This is a genomic window from Stenotrophomonas sp. KH_052 (genome assembly GCF_057838755.1).
The window spans coordinates 4,271,310-4,288,621 of sequence record NZ_CM174475.1; the positions used below are offsets into that span (position 1 = coordinate 4,271,310).

12 protein-coding genes are annotated in these 17,312 nt (G+C 65.5%); 8 read left to right on the top strand and 4 right to left on the bottom strand.

Features of this window, described 5'->3' with window-relative positions:
- Nucleotides 1-93 precede the first annotated feature (93 nt).
- Nucleotides 94-3,471: an autotransporter domain-containing protein gene (locus AC3ITW_RS19540; protein WP_489389843.1), complete on the top strand. Its 3,378-nt coding sequence runs from the start codon at nucleotides 94-96 to the stop codon at nucleotides 3,469-3,471.
- A gap of 71 nt (nucleotides 3,472-3,542) precedes the next feature.
- Here the strand turns inward: AC3ITW_RS19540 and cml are convergent, their stop codons facing one another.
- Both cml and AC3ITW_RS19550 read right to left on the bottom strand, forming a co-directional pair.
- Complete coding sequence (gene cml / locus AC3ITW_RS19545; RefSeq protein ID WP_489389844.1) at nucleotides 3,543-4,730, bottom strand: CmlA/FloR family chloramphenicol efflux MFS transporter; 1,188 nt, start codon at nucleotides 4,728-4,730, stop codon at nucleotides 3,543-3,545.
- 198 nt (nucleotides 4,731-4,928) lie between these two features.
- The gene (locus AC3ITW_RS19550; RefSeq protein ID WP_153676092.1) at nucleotides 4,929-5,834 is read right to left on the bottom strand and encodes a LysR substrate-binding domain-containing protein; all 906 of its coding nucleotides are present in this window, start codon (nucleotides 5,832-5,834) and stop codon (nucleotides 4,929-4,931) included.
- A gap of 107 nt (nucleotides 5,835-5,941) precedes the next feature.
- Between AC3ITW_RS19550 and AC3ITW_RS19555 the strand changes: the two genes are divergently transcribed.
- The 3 genes from AC3ITW_RS19555 to AC3ITW_RS19565 are packed head-to-tail and all read left to right on the top strand — an operon-like array spanning nucleotide 5,942 to nucleotide 9,617.
- Entirely contained in the window at nucleotides 5,942-7,477 is a 1,536-nt protein-coding gene (locus AC3ITW_RS19555; protein WP_238378284.1) for an MFS transporter, read from the top strand.
- The gene (locus AC3ITW_RS19560; RefSeq protein ID WP_032973152.1) at nucleotides 7,468-7,896 is read left to right on the top strand and encodes a hypothetical protein; all 429 of its coding nucleotides are present in this window, start codon (nucleotides 7,468-7,470) and stop codon (nucleotides 7,894-7,896) included. The genes AC3ITW_RS19555 and AC3ITW_RS19560 overlap by 10 nt, the downstream gene beginning before the upstream one ends.
- A gap of 11 nt (nucleotides 7,897-7,907) precedes the next feature.
- The gene (locus AC3ITW_RS19565) at nucleotides 7,908-9,617 is read left to right on the top strand and encodes a peptidoglycan D,D-transpeptidase FtsI family protein (protein WP_489389845.1); all 1,710 of its coding nucleotides are present in this window, start codon (nucleotides 7,908-7,910) and stop codon (nucleotides 9,615-9,617) included.
- Between the two features lie 79 nt (nucleotides 9,618-9,696).
- On the opposite strand, the gene AC3ITW_RS19570 is transcribed toward AC3ITW_RS19565, so the two are convergent.
- Complete coding sequence (locus AC3ITW_RS19570) at nucleotides 9,697-10,149, bottom strand: PA2169 family four-helix-bundle protein (protein WP_489389846.1); 453 nt, start codon at nucleotides 10,147-10,149, stop codon at nucleotides 9,697-9,699.
- Nucleotides 10,150-10,704: 555 nt separating this feature from the next.
- On the opposite strand from AC3ITW_RS19570, the gene AC3ITW_RS19575 reads away from it, so the two are divergent.
- Together AC3ITW_RS19575 and AC3ITW_RS19580 are read left to right on the top strand one after the other, a co-directional pair.
- Nucleotides 10,705-13,539: a TonB-dependent receptor plug domain-containing protein gene (locus tag AC3ITW_RS19575; RefSeq protein WP_489389847.1), complete on the top strand. Its 2,835-nt coding sequence runs from the start codon at nucleotides 10,705-10,707 to the stop codon at nucleotides 13,537-13,539.
- A 257-nt stretch (nucleotides 13,540-13,796) separates the two neighbouring features.
- Nucleotides 13,797-14,825: a helix-turn-helix domain-containing protein gene (locus AC3ITW_RS19580; protein ID WP_489389848.1), complete on the top strand. Its 1,029-nt coding sequence runs from the start codon at nucleotides 13,797-13,799 to the stop codon at nucleotides 14,823-14,825.
- 8 nt (nucleotides 14,826-14,833) lie between these two features.
- Here the strand turns inward: AC3ITW_RS19580 and AC3ITW_RS19585 are convergent, their stop codons facing one another.
- Complete coding sequence (locus AC3ITW_RS19585; RefSeq protein WP_489389849.1) at nucleotides 14,834-15,769, bottom strand: DMT family transporter; 936 nt, start codon at nucleotides 15,767-15,769, stop codon at nucleotides 14,834-14,836.
- Nucleotides 15,770-15,776: 7 nt separating this feature from the next.
- On the opposite strand from AC3ITW_RS19585, the gene AC3ITW_RS19590 reads away from it, so the two are divergent.
- Nucleotides 15,777-16,580, top strand: a complete 804-nt coding sequence (locus tag AC3ITW_RS19590) for an AraC family transcriptional regulator (protein ID WP_012512199.1) — start codon at nucleotides 15,777-15,779, stop codon at nucleotides 16,578-16,580.
- 86 nt (nucleotides 16,581-16,666) lie between these two features.
- Complete coding sequence (locus tag AC3ITW_RS19595) at nucleotides 16,667-17,308, top strand: glutathione S-transferase family protein (protein ID WP_489389850.1); 642 nt, start codon at nucleotides 16,667-16,669, stop codon at nucleotides 17,306-17,308.
- The last annotated feature ends 4 nt before the right edge of the window (nucleotides 17,309-17,312 follow it).

A 17,312-nucleotide genomic window follows, 5' to 3' on the forward strand; every position in this document is an offset into this window, starting at 1 on the left:
ATCTGTTCATTAAATTTCCTTCACATCACTGGGGGTGATCGTCGCACTGCGGGGTTAACGGCCTTGTTGTCCGTCAATCAAGGAAGTTGTCTGATGAATCACCCGCTGTATGGCCGTTCGTCCCACTCCCGTTCCCCGCGCAGCCGCTTGGCGCTGGCAGTTGCCAGTTGCCTGTTGTTGGCTGCTGCCACGCCCGCCACCGCCAGCGCATCACTCGACACCTGGCAGCAACAGCGCCAGTTGCAGGCAGCTTGGGCGCAACCGGCCACTTCGGCGATCCCTTCCTCAACGGCTCAGTTTCCGGTTGCAGCACCCACAGCGGCAACCAGCACCACGGCGACCCTCGGCAATCCGGGCGACCCGGCCAGTTGGCGCACGGACGAATTCAACGCCGACTGGGGTTTGGCTGCGACCAACGCCGACCATGCCTATGCGCGTGGCCTGACCGGTACCGGCATCCGCCTGGGCGTTTTCGACAGTGGCACAGGCCTGGACCACCCGGAGTTCGCCGGCAAGAACCATCGCAGCCTGCCTCTGGCCGATGTGCTTGCCGATGGCAGCCTGTGCGACCGCGAGGTACTCGACGGCCCGGATGCCTGCTTCACCAGCGACGGCAACCAGGTTGCTATCGATTACACCCTGATTGATCCGGCCTACAGAGACCTGCTCAATCGAAACGGCTACTTCGAGGGTCCGGGCTACAACGTGCACGGCACCCATGTATCCGGAACCATCGCCGCCAACCGCGATGGCAATGGAATGCACGGCGTCGCGTTCGGCGCTGACCTCACCGTAGCCCGCCTGTTTGCCAACAGCGTGAACTACCTGACCGTCGTCGAGCGGGATGGCGGACTGTACCTGGACAGTAAGTCGGTTGCCGCGCTGGGAGCCTCCGATTCGATCTTCCCGCAGCTGTACGCACAGCTCAACGAACAGCACGTACGCGCAGTCAACCATAGTTGGGGCCTGACCAACGAACCGGACACCGCCGAGAAACTCGACTTCTATCTGTCGCATCCGGATCTTGCGGACAGCCTCGGCGCGATAGCAGAAGGCTCACGTGCCCGCGGCCTGATCCAGGTATGGGCTGCGGGAAACACCGACTCGGTCAATCCCTCACCAGAGCAGGCACCGATAGCAGGCATGTATGCATCGATGCCACGCGCCTTCACTGACATCGAGCCGTACTGGTTGGCCGTAGTCAACGTCAACCAGGCCCTGGAGCTGAGCAATCGCTCGATGCGCTGCGGCCTGGCCGCAAACTGGTGCCTGGCCGCGCCGGGTTCGAACATCAATTCGACCGTCTATGGCGAAGACTCGGTCATTGATGCCATCCCCCGCGAGGACAATGGCAATGTGATCCTCGAGGTCTCCGGTCAGGCCCCAACTTATGCCTACGGGAACCTGAGCGGCACCTCCATGGCGGCACCCCATGTAACCGGCGCGCTGGGCCTGCTGTTCGAGCGCTTCCCCTATCTGGACAGCGCGCAGGTCCGCGACGTGCTGTTGACCACCGCGCGCGATCTTGGCGCACCAGGCATCGATGAGATCTATGGCTGGGGCCTGATGGACCTGCGCAAGGCCATCGAAGGCTACGGCTCGCTGCGCGTGGATACCAACGTGGTGATGAACCAGAAGGCCGGTGGCCTGAAGGTGTGGGAAGGCGACGCCTGGGATGACTGGACCAACGACATCGGCGGCGCTGGCAAGCTGACCAAGTCCGGCATCGGCTGGCTGCGCCTGAGTGGCGACAACAGCTTCAACGGCGCGGTGCTGCAGGACGGCACGTTGGAATTGAACGGCACCAACACACTCACGTCAGCGGTCGAGGTCCAGGGTGGCCAGTTCCTGCTCAACGGTTCGCTGGTTTCCACCGCCTTGAACACCACTGGAGGCGTGAGCACGGTCAGCAGCAGCGGCCTGCTGAAGGACAGCAACCTGACCGTCGATGGCGGCGTGGTGTCCTTCAACGGCACGCAGACCGGCGGCACCACCACGGTCGGTTCGAACGGCCTGTTGAAGGGCATCGGCACACTGGGCAACACCCGTGTGGACGGCATCATCGCGCCCGGCAATTCGATCGGCACGCTGACCATCAACGGCAACTACGTGCAGGGTGCAACCGGCGTCTATGCCGCCGAACTTGCCCCGGGCGGCCGCAGTGACCAGTTGCACGTAACCGGCACCGCCACTCTCGGCGGTACCCTGGTCGCACTGCCGGAGCCGGGTACCTACTACCTCGGCGAGCAGTTCAATTTCATCCGCGCCGACGGCGGTGTCAGCGGCCAGTTCGCGAAAACCGATTTCAGCGCGTTCTCGCCGTTCCTGCAGTTCAGCCTGGCCTACGGTGCCAATGGCACCCGCATCGACGTGGCACGCGGCGCCTCTCTGGCCAGTGCTGCTGCCACGCCGAACCAACGCGCAGTGGCCACCAGCGCCGATGGACTGGCGATCAACCAGGGCCTGCCCAAGCCGCTGACCCAACTGTTCCCGCAACAGGTAGGTGGCGTGCTCGACGGTCTCAGCGGCGAACTGCATCCGGCCACGGCACTGGCCCTGGTCGAGGGCAGCCGCTACGTGCGTGATGCCGCGCTGTCGCGCCGTGCCGGTACCACCGCGCCAGGTGCCGACGCGGGCGATGCCACCGGCGCCTGGGTGCAGGCACTCGGCGGCAACAGCAAGCTGGATGGCAACAGCAACACCGCCCGCACCGAAGCCAACAGCAACGGCCTGTTGATCGGCATCGACCGCGAGTTCTCCGGCTGGCAGGTCGGCGTGCTGGCCGGTACCGGCCGTACCGACGTGAAGCAGCAGGAGCGTCGTGCCAAGTCGAAGATCGACAACACACACTTCGGCGCCTACGCCAGCCACAACTGGGGCGGCTTCGGCCTGCGCGGCGGTGTGGCCTGGAGCAAGCACGAGGTGAAGAGCACGCGCGACGTGACGTTCGCTGGCTTCAGCGACAGCCTGAGCGCACGCTACGACGCCCGCACCCGCCAGGCCTTCATCGAAGCCGGTTACCGCTTCGGTGGTCCGGAAGCCGGGCTGGAACCGTACCTGCAGGTTGCGCGCGTGGAAGTGGACCTCAAGCGCATCAACGAACGCGGTGGTGCGGCCGCCCTGCAGGGCAAGGTGGACGACACCGCAACCACGATCGCTACCGCTGGCCTGCGCTTCGACAAGGGCCTGAAGGCCTCGTTCCAGCAGGACAGCTGGCTGCACCTGCGCGGTGGCGTGGGCTATCGTCGCGCCTCTGGCGACCGCAGCCAGGTGGCCAACCTGGCTTTCGCCAACAGCAGCAGCACCTTCGCGGTCGAGGGCGCACCAATTGCCGACAACGCCGTGGTGGCCGAGCTGGGCCTGTCGGCATGGCTGACCCCGCGGCAGCAGTTGGAGCTGGGTTACAGCGGCCAGTTCGGCAGTGAAAGCCGCGACCATGGTGCCAATGCACGCTGGTCGGTCCGCTTCTAGTTCAAGGCACGTGTTCTCTTGATGGATTGGGGCGGCCTTGCGGCCGCCCCTTTTTTGTCCGCCGCCGGCCGCTATGCGCCACGTGGCAGGCAGCTTGCGGCCAGCAGGCTGGCCAGCGGCAACAGCAGCCCATAGGCCACCAGCGGCCACACCGTGTCTCCCGGCAGCAGCACGGTGGCCAACGTCCCCACGCCGGCAACGATCACGCTCTGCAGGGCGTAGTAGAGCGCCACCGCCATCCCCGAGGCATCGGCGAAATCACGCAATGCACCGTTGGCAGCCACCGATACCACCATCACCAGGCCCACTGCGATGCCCCACATCGGCAGCACCACGCTGGCGAACGACGGTGGCGACAGCGTCGCCAGCGCCATCAACAGCGCGCCGCCGATCATCACCCACAGCCCACGCAGGAAGGTCCCGCGCACCTGCCAGCGGGCGATGAAGCGCTTCGCCAGCCGCGCGCTGAGAATCATCACCAGCGCCACCGTTGCGAACGCCAGACTGAAGGACAGCGGCGAGTACTGCATGCGTCCGACCAGGATGCGCGGGGCGATCGAGAAGAACACGAAGAAGGTGCCCATGCCCGCACTGAACCCCAGCGTGTACACCCAGAAGCTGGCGCTGCGGAGGATGCGCTGCAGCACCGGGCCTGGCGCGTCGCTGCGCGGCGAGCGGGTCTCCTGCCAATGGCGTTGCGCGCGCAGGCCGGCGATCAGGCCGAGCACGCCCAGCAATGCGAAGATTGCACGCCAGCCGAATGCGCCTGCCACCAACGCACCAAGGATCGGACCGAGCGCGGGCACGAAGGCCAGCATCGAGGCAAACAGCCCATACAGCGAAGCACCCTCCGGCGTATCGGCATAGACATCACGCACGGTGGCGAAGGTCGCCACCAGCGCCGCCGATGCACCGATCGCCTGCACGGTACGCCAGGCCAGGAACGCCGCACCGCTGCTGGACGCCGCCAGCGCCAACGACGCGGCGGTGAACAGCAACGCCCCCAGCAACAGCACCGGCCGTCGCCCGATGCGGTCGGACAGTGGGCCGAACACCAACTGGCCCACGCCGAGCGCCAGCAGGTAGGCACTGAGCGTCAGTTGCACCAGCACCGGCGAGGTGCCCAGCGCGCGTGGCATTGCAGGAACCACAGGCAGGTAGATATCCATGGCCAGCGAGGCCAGGAGATCGAAGGGGGCCATCAGCGCGATGGCCGACGGCAGGGAATGGGCCCAACGTGGGGCCTGTCGATTGAACATGGGGAGCCTCCGCCCAGAGTGAATCCGGCGGTGATCCATCCACTTCGCGTGCATCGCAGGGATGATCACCGCAACAACGTCTGCATCGTTGTTGCGGCTCAGCGAACTGTCTGCGGACCGTTCCCGTTGTTCATGGCGCCATCGAATACCTGTACAGGTGGCGCAAGTGTAGCAACCACCGGCAAGCGGCCGCAGCGGTCAGCCCAGCGGCAGCATGTCGATGCGCCTGCATGGCGTCTGTTTCACCTGTTCGATCAGGCGCCGCACCACCGACGAGGTCTCGGCCTGGCGGTACTGCACGGCAATGGTCGAAACGATGGTCGGCCCGGCCAGCGGCAGATAGACCATGCCCGGCAGCACCAGCGTGCGTTGCAGCACCGATGGCACGATCGCCACCGAACCGACACCGACGGAAACCTCGGCCAGCACCGCTGCCAGATGGCCGGGCTGCGAACGGATGCGTGGAATGAAGCCGCCCCGTCGCGCGACCTCCATCGCGCCGGCCGGCTGTTCCGGCATCACGAACCCTTCCCTGGCCAGCGCCGCCGGTTGCACCGGACTCCGCGCCTGCGCCAGCGGATGGGTTTCCGGCAAGGCCACGCAGAACTGGTCCTCGACCAGGGTGTGTTCACCGAAACTGTCGGGCACATCCATCGGCGGCCGGCAGAACACCACGTCCACCCGGCCTTGCTGCAGCAGCTCCGGCAGCACGCCCATCGGCCATTCGCTCACCTGCAGGTCAACGCCGGGATAGCGGTCGCGGAACCGGCTCAGCTGGTCCTGCAGCGCGCCGGCATACAACGCCGAGCCCACATAACCGATCTCGATCTTGCCGATCTCGCCGCGGCCAGCCCGCCGGCCCACGGTTTCGGCCTGCTCGAACCGGCGCAGCACGTCACGTGCTTCGGCCAGGAACACCTCGCCGGCCGAGGTCAGCGCCGCCTCCCGACGTCCGCGCTCGAACAGGCGGGTCCCGAGCCGGCGCTCGATGTCCTGGATCTGCACGCTCAGGGTCGGCGTGGCGATCCCCAGGCGCAGCGCTGCACGACCGAAGTGCAACTCCTCGGCCAAGGTGACGAAGTACTCCAGGTGACGGCGTTCCATGGGCGGCGCTTTGTTAGGCAAAACCTAACGTACTGGGAAAACACCGAGAATGAAACAAACACCGATCGCTGCTGGAATGCCTGTCCTCTCCCTCTTGCGAGCGACCGGTGCCGCCCTCCCCCACCCCTTCCCCCGTGCCACGCAGGCTGCCCGACCGGGTCCTGCTGGTGGCCTCGCTGGGCTGCACGATGACCGTGCTCGAGACCAATGCAGTGGCGGTAGCCCTGCCCGGCATCGCGCGTGACCTGCATGCCGGGTTCGCGGATATCGAGTGGGTGATCAGCGCCTACATCCTGTCATTCACTTCGCTGCTGCTGCCGGCCGGTGCCATCGCCGACCGTTGCGGCCGCCGCCGCGTGCTGCTGATCGGCATCACCGTGTTCGCCCTCACCTCTTTGCTGTGCGCGTTGGCGCCGACCGCAGCATCGCTCTACCTCGCACGGGCGCTGCAGGGCGTGGGTGCCGCATTCCTGCTGGCGCCGTCGCTGTCGATCATCGGCCACACCTTCCACGAGGGGGCCGCCAAGGACAACGCGTGGGCATTCTGGGGCACGGCGATGGGCATGATGATGGTGCTCTCGCCGTTGATCGGTGGCGCGCTTTCCACACTGTGGGGCTGGCGCGCGGTGTTCATCGCAATCCTGCCGTTCCTCGCCCTGCTCGGCTACGGCGCGCTGCGCTGGATACCGGAATCCTCCGACAGCGTGCTCCGCCCGCTCGACCCGCCCGGCATCGCCACCTTCAGCCTGGCGATCTTCGGCATCGTGCTGTTCCTGGTGGAAGGCCTGGCGCAGGGCTGGGGCGCTGCAACGGCGTTGACCGGGCTGGCCCTGGCCTTCGTCATGGCGACCGCCTTCGTCATCGTTGAGCGGGCACGGCCGCATCCCATGGTGGATCTCGGACTGCTGGCCAGCCCGCGCTTTGTCGGCGCGCTCATCGCCATGGTCGGCTACTCGGTAAGCGCCCAGGTGATGGCCTCGATGCTGCCGCAGTATCTGCAGAATGGCATGGGGCTGGGCGCGTTGGCCGCCGGTGTCGGCATGCTGCCGTTTGCTGCGGCGATGCTGCTGTTCCCTGCGATCGGCCGGCGGCTGGGCCGCCACCTGACGAGCCCAGCCGTGCTGGCCATCGGCCTGTCGATCACCGCCGCCGGCAACGCCGTGGCCGGCCTCGCCGCGTGGCAGCAACGGCCATGGCTGGCATTGCTCGCGATGGTTGTGATCGGTGCCGGTGGCGGCATCCTCAATGGCGAGACCTCCAAGGCCATCATTGGTGCGGCACCGCGCGACCGCGCCGGCATGGCCTCCGGCATCAGCGCCACCACGCGCTTCGTCGGCATCCTGCTGGGCTTCACCATCCTTTCCAGCGCACTGAGCCTGGGCATCCGCGAGGCGTTGGCCGCGGCGGTGCCACCCGACGACGTGCGGCCGATGGCCGATGCGATCGCCACCGGTACATTCGCCGGCACTCACACCGCGACGTTCGCACAGGCGATCTACAGCCACGGGTTCGCCAGCGCCCTGTGGACCTCGGCCATCGCCGCAACGCTGGCCAGCCTGGCGGTGGCACTGCTGGGACGCCCACAGCAGAGCCCCGCAGCACGCGCCTCTGCTTCACGCCGGGAGCCACACACATGCGACTGAACCTTCCACTGATCCTGCTTCTGATCGCACTGCCGGCCACCGATGCGCTGGCGGTGCCAGCCCCGCCCCTCGGTACACCGCCGCGCGATGCACTGCTCAAGCAGATCGACATGGGCATGGCCAATGCCGTGGCGTGGGAATACGCGTTCAATGCCGTTGCGTCCTGCGATGTCGCTCGGCTGGACCACGCGCTGCGCGAGCTGCATGGCAACCACCCCGTGCAGATCCAACCGATGCTGGACGCCGGCTACACCGCAACCTATCGCTCGGCCGAGCCCTATCCCCGCCTGCAGGACCGGCTGGCAGCACTGCGCGATGCCGAAATCACCTGCATGGCCATTGCCAACAGTCGCAGCCATGCCAGCGTCGTCGACAGCGCCGCTGCGCTGCTGGCGTACATCGCCGATCAGCCGCTGTAGCGACGCGATCGATGTCCAGCGGTGTACGCAACAGGAGCCTTTCCCCACGTGCAGCACGCGGCCATGATTTCCGCCGCCGCTACCGCCTGACCTGCGCAGCACTGGTCGCGATGGGCGGCCTGCTGCTGGCACGCGCGGCCGATGTACAGATCATCCACCATCGTTTCTACCTGCGGCAAGCCGAAGCGCGGATGCTTCGGCACCATCCCCTGCGTGCCCATCGCGGCACGCTCTACGATCGCCATGGCACCGTCATCGCCGGGTCAGCGCCGGTGGCTTCGCTGTGGATCGACCCCAGGGAATTCTTCGATGCATCCGGGGCGGTCGAAGCACTGGCAACGGCACTGGACGCTGATGCCACCGCGCTGGCCCGCCTGCTCGCGCGCGACCGAAAGCGGCGCTTCGTCTACCTGCCCGGCTTCCGCCGGGGTGATCCAACGAGCTTCGAAGCTCTGCTCGCCAGGGCTCCCGCCGGAGTGCACCTGCAGCGGGAGTTCAAGCGCTTTTACCCGCAGTCGGATCTGTTCGCGCAGGTCATCGGCATCACCGATATCGAAGGCCGTGGTGTGGAAGGACTGGAACGGATGTTCGAGGCGCGATTGGCGGGCCGGGCGGGCTACCGCGACGTCATCATCGACCGCAAGGGCCGCCCGGTGGAGCTGCGCGACCGCGGCCGTCCTGCGCGCGCCGGCGAGGACATCGTGTTGTCGCTCGACAGCCGCATGCAGTACACCCTCCATGCAGGCCTGGGGCCGGCGGCCCAACGCCACGGCGCTGCGGCCGCCAGCGTGGTCGTGCTGGAAGTCGGTAGTGGCCAGGTCCTGGCGATGGTCAACTGGCCCACGTACAACAGCAACAATCCCGGCGCGGGGCCGATCGACGCCCACCGCAACCGCGCCGTCACCGATGTATTCGAGCCCGGCAGCACGGTGAAGCCATTCACGGTGGCTGCGGCGCTCGATGCCGGCGTGATCACCACAACCAGCACGTTCAACACCCACCCCGGCTGGATCCGCAACGGACGCTTCACCACTCGCGACTACCGGGACCTGGGTGTACTGGATACCACCGAGGTACTGAAAAAAAGTTCAAACGTCGGCATTTCGTTGATCTCACGTCGCCTCAGCAGCGACCAGCTTCACGACATGTTCGCGGCCTTGGGGGCCGGGCACCCGACCGGTAGCGGCTTTCCCGGAGAGCGCAGCGGTACGCTGGCCGATACGCACGCCTGGAGCGGCACCAGCAAGCAGACCATGGCCTATGGCTACGGCCTGTCGATGACCACGCTGCAGCTGGCCAATGCCTACGCCACACTGGCCAACCACGGCATGCGCGTACAACCAACGTTCGAGCTCGGGCCCTCACCGGTCCGCACACGGGCGATGCCTGCACATGTTGCCGAGCAGGTACTGTCGATGTTGGCAACCACCTCTGGGCCGGGCGGCACTGCGACCCGTGCGCGCATCATCGGCTACCCGATCGCGGGGAAAACCGGCACCGCGCGCAAGGCCAGTGCCGGCGGCTATGCACGCCGCTACACATCGCTGTTCGCCGGCCTCGTTCCCGCAGACCATCCGCGCTATGCGGTCGCCGTGGTTGTTGACGATCCGGATGCGCGGCTGGGGGGCTATGGCGGCGGCACCGTCGCTGCACCGATCTTCAGCGAGCTGATCGGCCGCGTGCTGCATTTGACGGACATCGCACCTGAAACGCGGGATTGAGCCGCCTGCTGCAAAGATGGCCGGAGCGGCAATGCCGCCCCGGCCGTGACGGCCCCGGGGAGAAGGCCGCCAGTGAGCGTCAGGCCACCTTCATGGCGTGCTTGCGGGCGCGCATGACGTTGTGGCATTCCTGCACTTCCGGAAGTAGCTGGGTCACTTCCTGGCGCACGGCCGGCGGCAGCTCGTTGTCCTTCAGCACGTCCTTGAACGCGCCAAGCAGGCGATCTTCGGATTCTTCCAGTTCGGCCACATAGCCGTAATTGGTGTCGCCAAACGCGGCACGCACCTTGCCGTAGAACTGCTGCATCGAACCGACCATGGTGCCGTGCTCGGCCGGCTTGCCGCCGCTGGCAGCAACCGAGCTGCTCAACGCCGAGACGATACGACCCTTGACGCCGGCGATGCGGGTGAACAATGCCGACAGCTCGGCATCCTTCACCTTGGTCGCGGCTTCTTCATAGAACGACTTGCCGTCGCGGGCGATCTCGATCAGGTCGTTGAGGCGATGTTCAATGGTGGACTGGGTGCTCATGGAGTCGCTCCTGTGTGCTCGAAAGTCTGTGGGGAATGGCAGCGCGATTGCGTTGCCTTCGACCCCACTGTGGCGGGTGTGCCGTGGCTGTCGGGTGAGTACGGATTGATGTGCACATCACCACATTCAACGCGCGCTGACTTCTTCATGCGCAGGCTCATTTCCATTCACGGTGAATGAGCGAATCGACGTCGATTCACCAGGGCGCGATGATGATGATCAACGCGACCAGCAGCACGATCGCCAGTACAAGCAGCAGTACATGCCTCTGCCGCCAACTGGGTTTTGGCTTTCCAGGGGTATTCACTACGCGTCTCCTTCGATCTGCAAAAGGTGCGCAGACACACTGATGCAAAGCAGCATGTGGACGCGTAGAGATTTCGTGCAGGGCCCGTGCATGAATGCAGGATCCCGCGCGCGACGATAACGCGTCCATAACGTAATCAGGATGTAAACGGAGTGTTAGGTTCCTTCCGATTCCGCACAGCGGAGTTTCAGATCGGTTTCCACGCAGCCATGCACGAAACCCATTCAACTGGATTTGGAGAGAGCCAAATGCATTACAAGTACACCCTGCTTTCACTGGCAGTGGGCACCGCCCTGGCGGCCACCTGGTCGCCGGCCGCACATGCCCAGGATGGCAGCGAGAAAACACCGAAGAACCTCGATCGCATCCAGGTCACCGGCTCGGCCATCCGCAGCGTCGACATCGAGACGCAGCAGCCCATCATCGCCATCACCCGCGCGATGATCGAACAGCAGGGCTTCACCACCATTGCCGACCTGCTGCAGAACCTCACCTCCACTGGCGCCCCGACCATTTCGCGTGCGCGCGCACTGGCTTCCGGCGAGAACGTCGGTGGCTACTACGTGAACATCCGCAACCTGGGCGCCACCCGCTCGCTGGTACTGGTCAACGGCAAGCGCCTGGGCGCCACCACCGGCGGCTACCAGGATCTCAGCCAGATCCCGATGAGCGCGGTAGAGCGCATCGACGTACTGAAGGACGGCGCCTCTGCGCTGTACGGCTCGGATGCGATCGCCGGCGTGGTCAACATCATCACCCGCAAGAACTACGAAGGCCTGGAAGTGTCCATGCAGCATGGACAGTTCAGCCAGGGCGACGGCAAGGACAGCACCTTCTCGCTGGTCACCGGTGCACGTGGTGAACGCGGCGGTTACACGCTCGCGCTGGAGTACCAGAAGTCGGACCCGGTGTTTGCCCGCGACCGTGAGTTCTCCCGGTACGGTGGTGCTGGCCCCAACTACCCCGGCGCGGACTGGAGCAACATCAGCCAGAACGGTTCGTGGTGCGATCCGGCCCTGTACAAGTGCAACACCGGTGATGCGGTGTTCAAGACGCTCAATCGTGGCGGCAACCCGAAGAACCCGAACGACTACCATCCGATCACGCCGGCCGAGTTCGCCAACGGCAGCGAGCAGATGCACCTGCAGACCGGCATCGAGCGTCGCTCGCTGTTCCTCAGCACGGACTACGCGCTGACCGAGCAGATCAAGTTCACTGCCGATATCGGCTACAACGAACGCACCACCGACCAGCAGATTGCAGGTTACCCGTACCAGTCGACCAAGTTCGGTACGCCGCTGGATGCGGCCAGCGTGTTCAATCCCATCGACCACAGCATCGCGTTCAATCGCCGCCTGTGGGAGGTGCCTCGCACCACCGAAAGCAAGCTGAAGTCCCTGCGCGTCGCGCCCAGCCTGTCCGGCTACTTCGAGCTGGGAAGCAAGGCGTACGACTGGGAAGTCGGCGCGCTGTTCAACCGCAATGAAGTTACTAAAACGGGCCGTGGCGACATGAGCCTGATCGCTTCCCGGCAGGCGTTGGGGCCCTCCTACCTCGACGCCAATGGTGTGGCCCGCTGTGGTACGGCGGCATCGCCGGTCTCGGGCTGCCTGGCTTGGAATCCTCTGCTGCCGTTCGGGGTCGCGGGGGCTGGCTCTCTCTCCGATCCCGAGCTGCAGCGCTTCCTGTTCCCGACGTTCAACGATACCGGCATCACCAAGACCCGCAGCTACTTCGCCAACATCTCAGGACCGGTGATCGAACTTCCCGCCGGCGACCTGTCCGTCGCCCTGGGCTACCAGTACCGCAAGGAAGAGGGCCGCTTCGTGCCCGACGCCTTCGCGCAGTCGCGGCAGAGCACGGCGCTGGGTGCCTCCACCACCGCCGGTGATTACAGCCTCAACGAGTTCTTCGCCGAAGTAAACGTGCCGGTGCTGCGTGACCTGCCGTTCGCCAGGGAGCTGACCGTGAACCTGGCCACGCGCTATTCCGACTACAGCAACTTCGGCAGCACCACCAATTCCAAAGCCAGCTTCGCCTGGCGCCCGATCGAAGAGCTGATGATCCGCGGTACCTTCGCCGAAGGCTTCCGCGCACCGAGCATCTCCGATCTGTACGGCGGCCTGGGCACCAGCTTCGAGACGTATGTCGATCCCTGCGGTACCGGCGCCACCAACAGTGTCAACGGCAATGCCGCCTGCAACGCGGCGGGCGTACCGCTGGGCTACCAGCAGCTGAACCAGAGCCTGAAGCCCTGTGCCAGCTATCCCTGTGCCACCCCCGACGAGTTCACCACCGGCTCCAATCCGAAGCTGCGCCCGGAGGAGTCCAAGAGCAAGACGGTGGGCGTGGTCTGGAGCCCGCGCTGGGTCGATGGCCTGGACATCAACCTCGACTGGTACAGCTACAAGATCACCAACATGATCATCCAGGACAGCGTCGACCGCATCCTGCGTGACTGCTACGTGCTGGGTAATGCCTCGCGCTGCGGAAGCGTAAAGCGCGCCGGTGATGGCCACATCACCAGCATGTTCTACGGCCTCGCCAACCTGGGCTCGATGGAGACCGAAGGCTGGGATCTGGGCATCCGCTATCGCCTGCCCGAGTTCTCCTTTGGCCGGTTCACCATCGACCTGCAGAACAGCTACGTCTCCAAGTACGACGAGCAGAACCAGAACTCGGCTGGCGACACGATCATGATGGGCCGGATCGGCCAGCCGGGCATTTCCCGACTGCGCTCGAACCTGGGCGTGAATTGGCAGCTCGGCAACTTCAGCACCCAGTACACCGTGCGCTACTTCTCCGGCATGGTTGAAAACTGCGTGCCGAACCGGCCCTGCACCCTGCCCGACCGCTACGCTTACGGCGAGCCGGATGCGCTGCGCAAGGTGGGTTCGAACACCTTCCACGACATCCAGGTCAGCTACAAGCTGCCGTGGGATGGCACGGTGGCCTTGGGCTCGAACAACGTATTCAACCACCAGGGCCCGATCATGTTCTCCAAGCCCTCCAGCTCGTTCCCCTACTACGGCGGCTTCGACATCGGCCGCACCGTGTACGTGAAGTACTCGCAGCGCTTCTGATCGACAGGTACGTGCTCGTGGCCGGCGGAGGGGGAGTCCGCCGGCCACGATGCACACAACCTCCACTCGATCTCCATCGTTCTTCGACGGAATCTCCAAGGTTCCCGGCAACACTGATGTCATGACGGCATGGGAGCAGGACCGCATGGATCGCCACGCGCCTCGACACTGCACGCCCGTCTCCAGGTTCACCACTGAACGCGACGGTGTGGCCCGGTCCCGATCCTCCGGACGTGCCGCCGCAAGGGAAGTACGAGATGACGACGGCAGTTCGCACTGGCCTGACCGACCTGGTCACTGACGCGCAGCGGTACCTGCGCAGGATTCTCCCCGGGCTCGCCTCTGCGGTGCACCCGCTTGCCTCATCACATGCCATTCCACGCGCGATGTCCTCGCGCTACCACCTTGCCGAGCTGATGCTGTATGGGGAAACCCCTGCGATGCTTGCCGTGGCCCGCGAGCCCAGCGAGTCCAGCAGCCGCGTCATCCAGGACGTCCGCTGCCTGCGCGCTGCGGCAAATGCACTGGTCCTGTATGTCTCTCCCTATCTCACCCCGACCCAGCGGCGGTTCCTGGTGGAGGCCCATATCGACTTCGTGGTTCCGCATGCCCAGCTGTTCGCGCCCAGCCTGGCCATTGAGTTCCGCGACGCGCCCGATCACGAGAAGAAGGCCATCTCGCTGCTGCCCTCGGCACAGGCCGTGTTGATCCACGCGTTGTTGTCGGGGCAGCCGCGATGGTGGTCTCCCCGCGAGATCAGTGCGGCCGCCGGCTACACCTCCATGACAGCATCGCGCCTCTCTGCCGAACTGGTCGAACGCGGCCTGGTCGAACGCTCCACCGGTGGCCGCGAGCGCTTCCTGAAGCTGGCCGGCAACCGCGACGAGGTCTGGGCCCGGGCACAGCCATTCCTGCGTTCACCGGTGCTGAAAGAGGTGGATGTCTGTTGGGAACAGACCGCCGATGTGCTCCGCGGTGCCGGCCATCCGGCACCCGTGGCCGGTACCGATGCCCTCCTTGCCGATCCCACGCAGGCGGCCAGCACCACCCGTGCCCTGCACATCGAAACCTGGAGGGTACTGGGCGCACTGCCGGCGCCGGGGCCCACCTGCGCACAGAATGCCCGGTTGCAGATCTGGGCATATCCGCCCGCGTTCACCAGCATCGACGATGCGGTTGACCCGTTGTCGCTGTATCTCAGCCTGCAGGGCAAACGAGGCCACGATGTGGATGCGCTGGAGTTGCGGGTGCAGCAGGCGCTGTGCGGATCGGTGCACGTTGCGTGATCACGGCGCTACGCCTGCGCCGCCGCGCGCTTGGCAGCGTACTCAGCGAACACCACGCCGGACACCGCCAGCAGGCCACCGCCCAGTACCCAACCACTGAGCGATTCGCCCAGCAGCATCACCGCCAACGCTGCGGTGACGATCGGCACCAAATTGAAGAAGCCGGAAACACGCGCTGCGCCCAGCCGGGAAAGGCCGGTCATCCAGGTAAGCGGCGCGAGAATGGATGCACAGACCGCCGCGAAGCCGATACAGCCGACCGCCGTCAGGTTGTCCACCCCGGTCCCGATCAGCAGCTGCAACGGTAGCAGGATCAGCGACGCCGCCGTGGCCTGCAGGAACAGTGACTCCAGCACCGACAGCGGGATCTTCCAGCGTTGCATCAGCACGTTGTAGGCGGCGAAGGCCAACGCGCCGACCAGCATGATCGCATCACCGCGGTTCAGGCCCTGCGTAGCCAACCGCGCCAGGTCGCCCTGGGACACCACCGCAACCACGCCGATGCTGGAGATCACCGCTCCGAGGATGGAGGTGCCACGTACCGGATGGCCCATGAACACGCGTGACAGCGCCAACGCGATCAGCGGGATCAGGGCCTGGATCACCCCCATGTTGGTAGCCGAGGTGAAGTGTGCCGCGTAGTAGGCCAGGCACTGGTACATCACGCCGCCCAGGCACCCCAGCACCAGGAAGCGGCCGAGGTTTGCACGTACGGTCGGCAGATTCTGGCGCAGGCGTGGCAGGGCAAACGGCAGCAGCAGGATGGCGGCCACCAGCCAGCGGAAGAAGCCGATGTCGATCGGGCCCACTGAACCGGAGGCAAGCTTGGTGACGATGGTGTTCGCGCCCCATAGCAGGCACGCAAGGATCGGGAAGAGATAGTTCAAGACGGCAGCTGTACGCAGGGGAATGGCCAGCGTACGCTTGGCGCATATCGAGGACATCCCGAAAATGCGCCATTCCGCCTCTCGCTTGCGGCAACCGCTTGAGCCGATCCCCACCTTCAGCCAGCTGCCCGGCCCGATCTACTTCCGGCAGGGCGCAATGGAGCCCACCAACTGGGGCACGCACAGTCATCCGTGGGGACAGTTCAACTTCGTCGCACAGGGCGTCATGGAGATGAAGATCGATGGTGAGTGGATGGTATCTCCGCCCCATTACGCCATCTGGATTCCACCCGGCATGGCCCACTACTCACGCAACCGGTCGGCACTGGCCTATCGTTCGGCCTACCTTTCACCCGCGTTGTCACGCAGGTTGCCCGTGCGTTGCCATGCGTTGGAGGTGAGTCCATTGCTGCGTGAGCTGCTGCACGAACTGGCGCAACAGGGCGTGACTGATCCGAAGACACCCGCGCAGAAGCGCATGGCCGCGGTGGTGATCGATCAGATCGTCAATGCCGCGGTGCTGCCCAGCTTCCTGCCGGTCGCCAGCAGTGATGTGCTGAAGCAGGTGATGGTGCATGTGGAGAAGCACCTGAGCGCCGCCGAATCGGTGGCCGATATTGCGCGCCGGCACCACATGAGTGTGCGCAAGCTGGAGCGCCTGGCACGCAGTGAACTGGGCATGTCGCTTGGCGACTGGCGTGGGCGGGTGAAGTTCGTGCGCGCCACCGAGGCGCTGTGCACGCGCCGACCGATCAGCCGGATCGCCGAAGAGCTGGGCTATTCAGGAGTCAGTGCGTTTGCAGAAATGTTCAAGCGGCACGCGCAGTGCACGCCGGATCAGTACCGGAAGCTGCATCGGGTTGGGTGAGGGCTCGAATCGGGCGATGTCGATTTCCCGCCCCGTCGTTCGTCGGAACAGGAAAGGCAGGCCCTTCGACCTGCAGGAGTGCCACGATGTGCCCGATCCTCACCGCCTTCGCCACTTCCCCGGACCGCGGCCAGGGCCTGGCCCGTGACATGCGCGTGCGCTGGGCGCTGGAGGAGCTGGGCGTGCCCTACGACGTGCAGCTGCTCGGCTTTGCCGAGCTGAAGCAGCCCGCGCACCTGGCCCGCAACCCCTTCGGGCAGATCCCCACCTGGCAGGACGGCGGCCAGATCCTTTTCGAATCCGGCGCGATCGCCCTGCACCTGGCTGAGCAGCATCCCGGTCTGTTGCCGACCGATCCGGATGCGCGCATGCGCGCGATCATGTGGGTGTTCGCTGCATTGAATACGGTGGAGCCGCCCATCGTCGAGCGCTCGATGGCCTGGGTGCTGGAGCGCGAACAGCCCTGGTATGCACAGCGCCTGCCGATGCTCGATGAGCGTGTGCGTATGCGGCTGGCGCAGCTGTCGGCGTGGCTGGGCAAAGCCCTGTGGCTTGACGACGACTTCAGCGTGGGCGACCTGATGATGGTCTCGGTGCTGCTGCGCCTGAAGAGCAGCGGCCTGCTCGACGAATACCCGCAGGTGGTGGCCTATGTGGGCTGTGCAACGCAGCGCCCCGCCTACCAGCGTGCGTTCGCTGCGCAGCTGGCGGTGTTCCAGAACGCCTGACGCT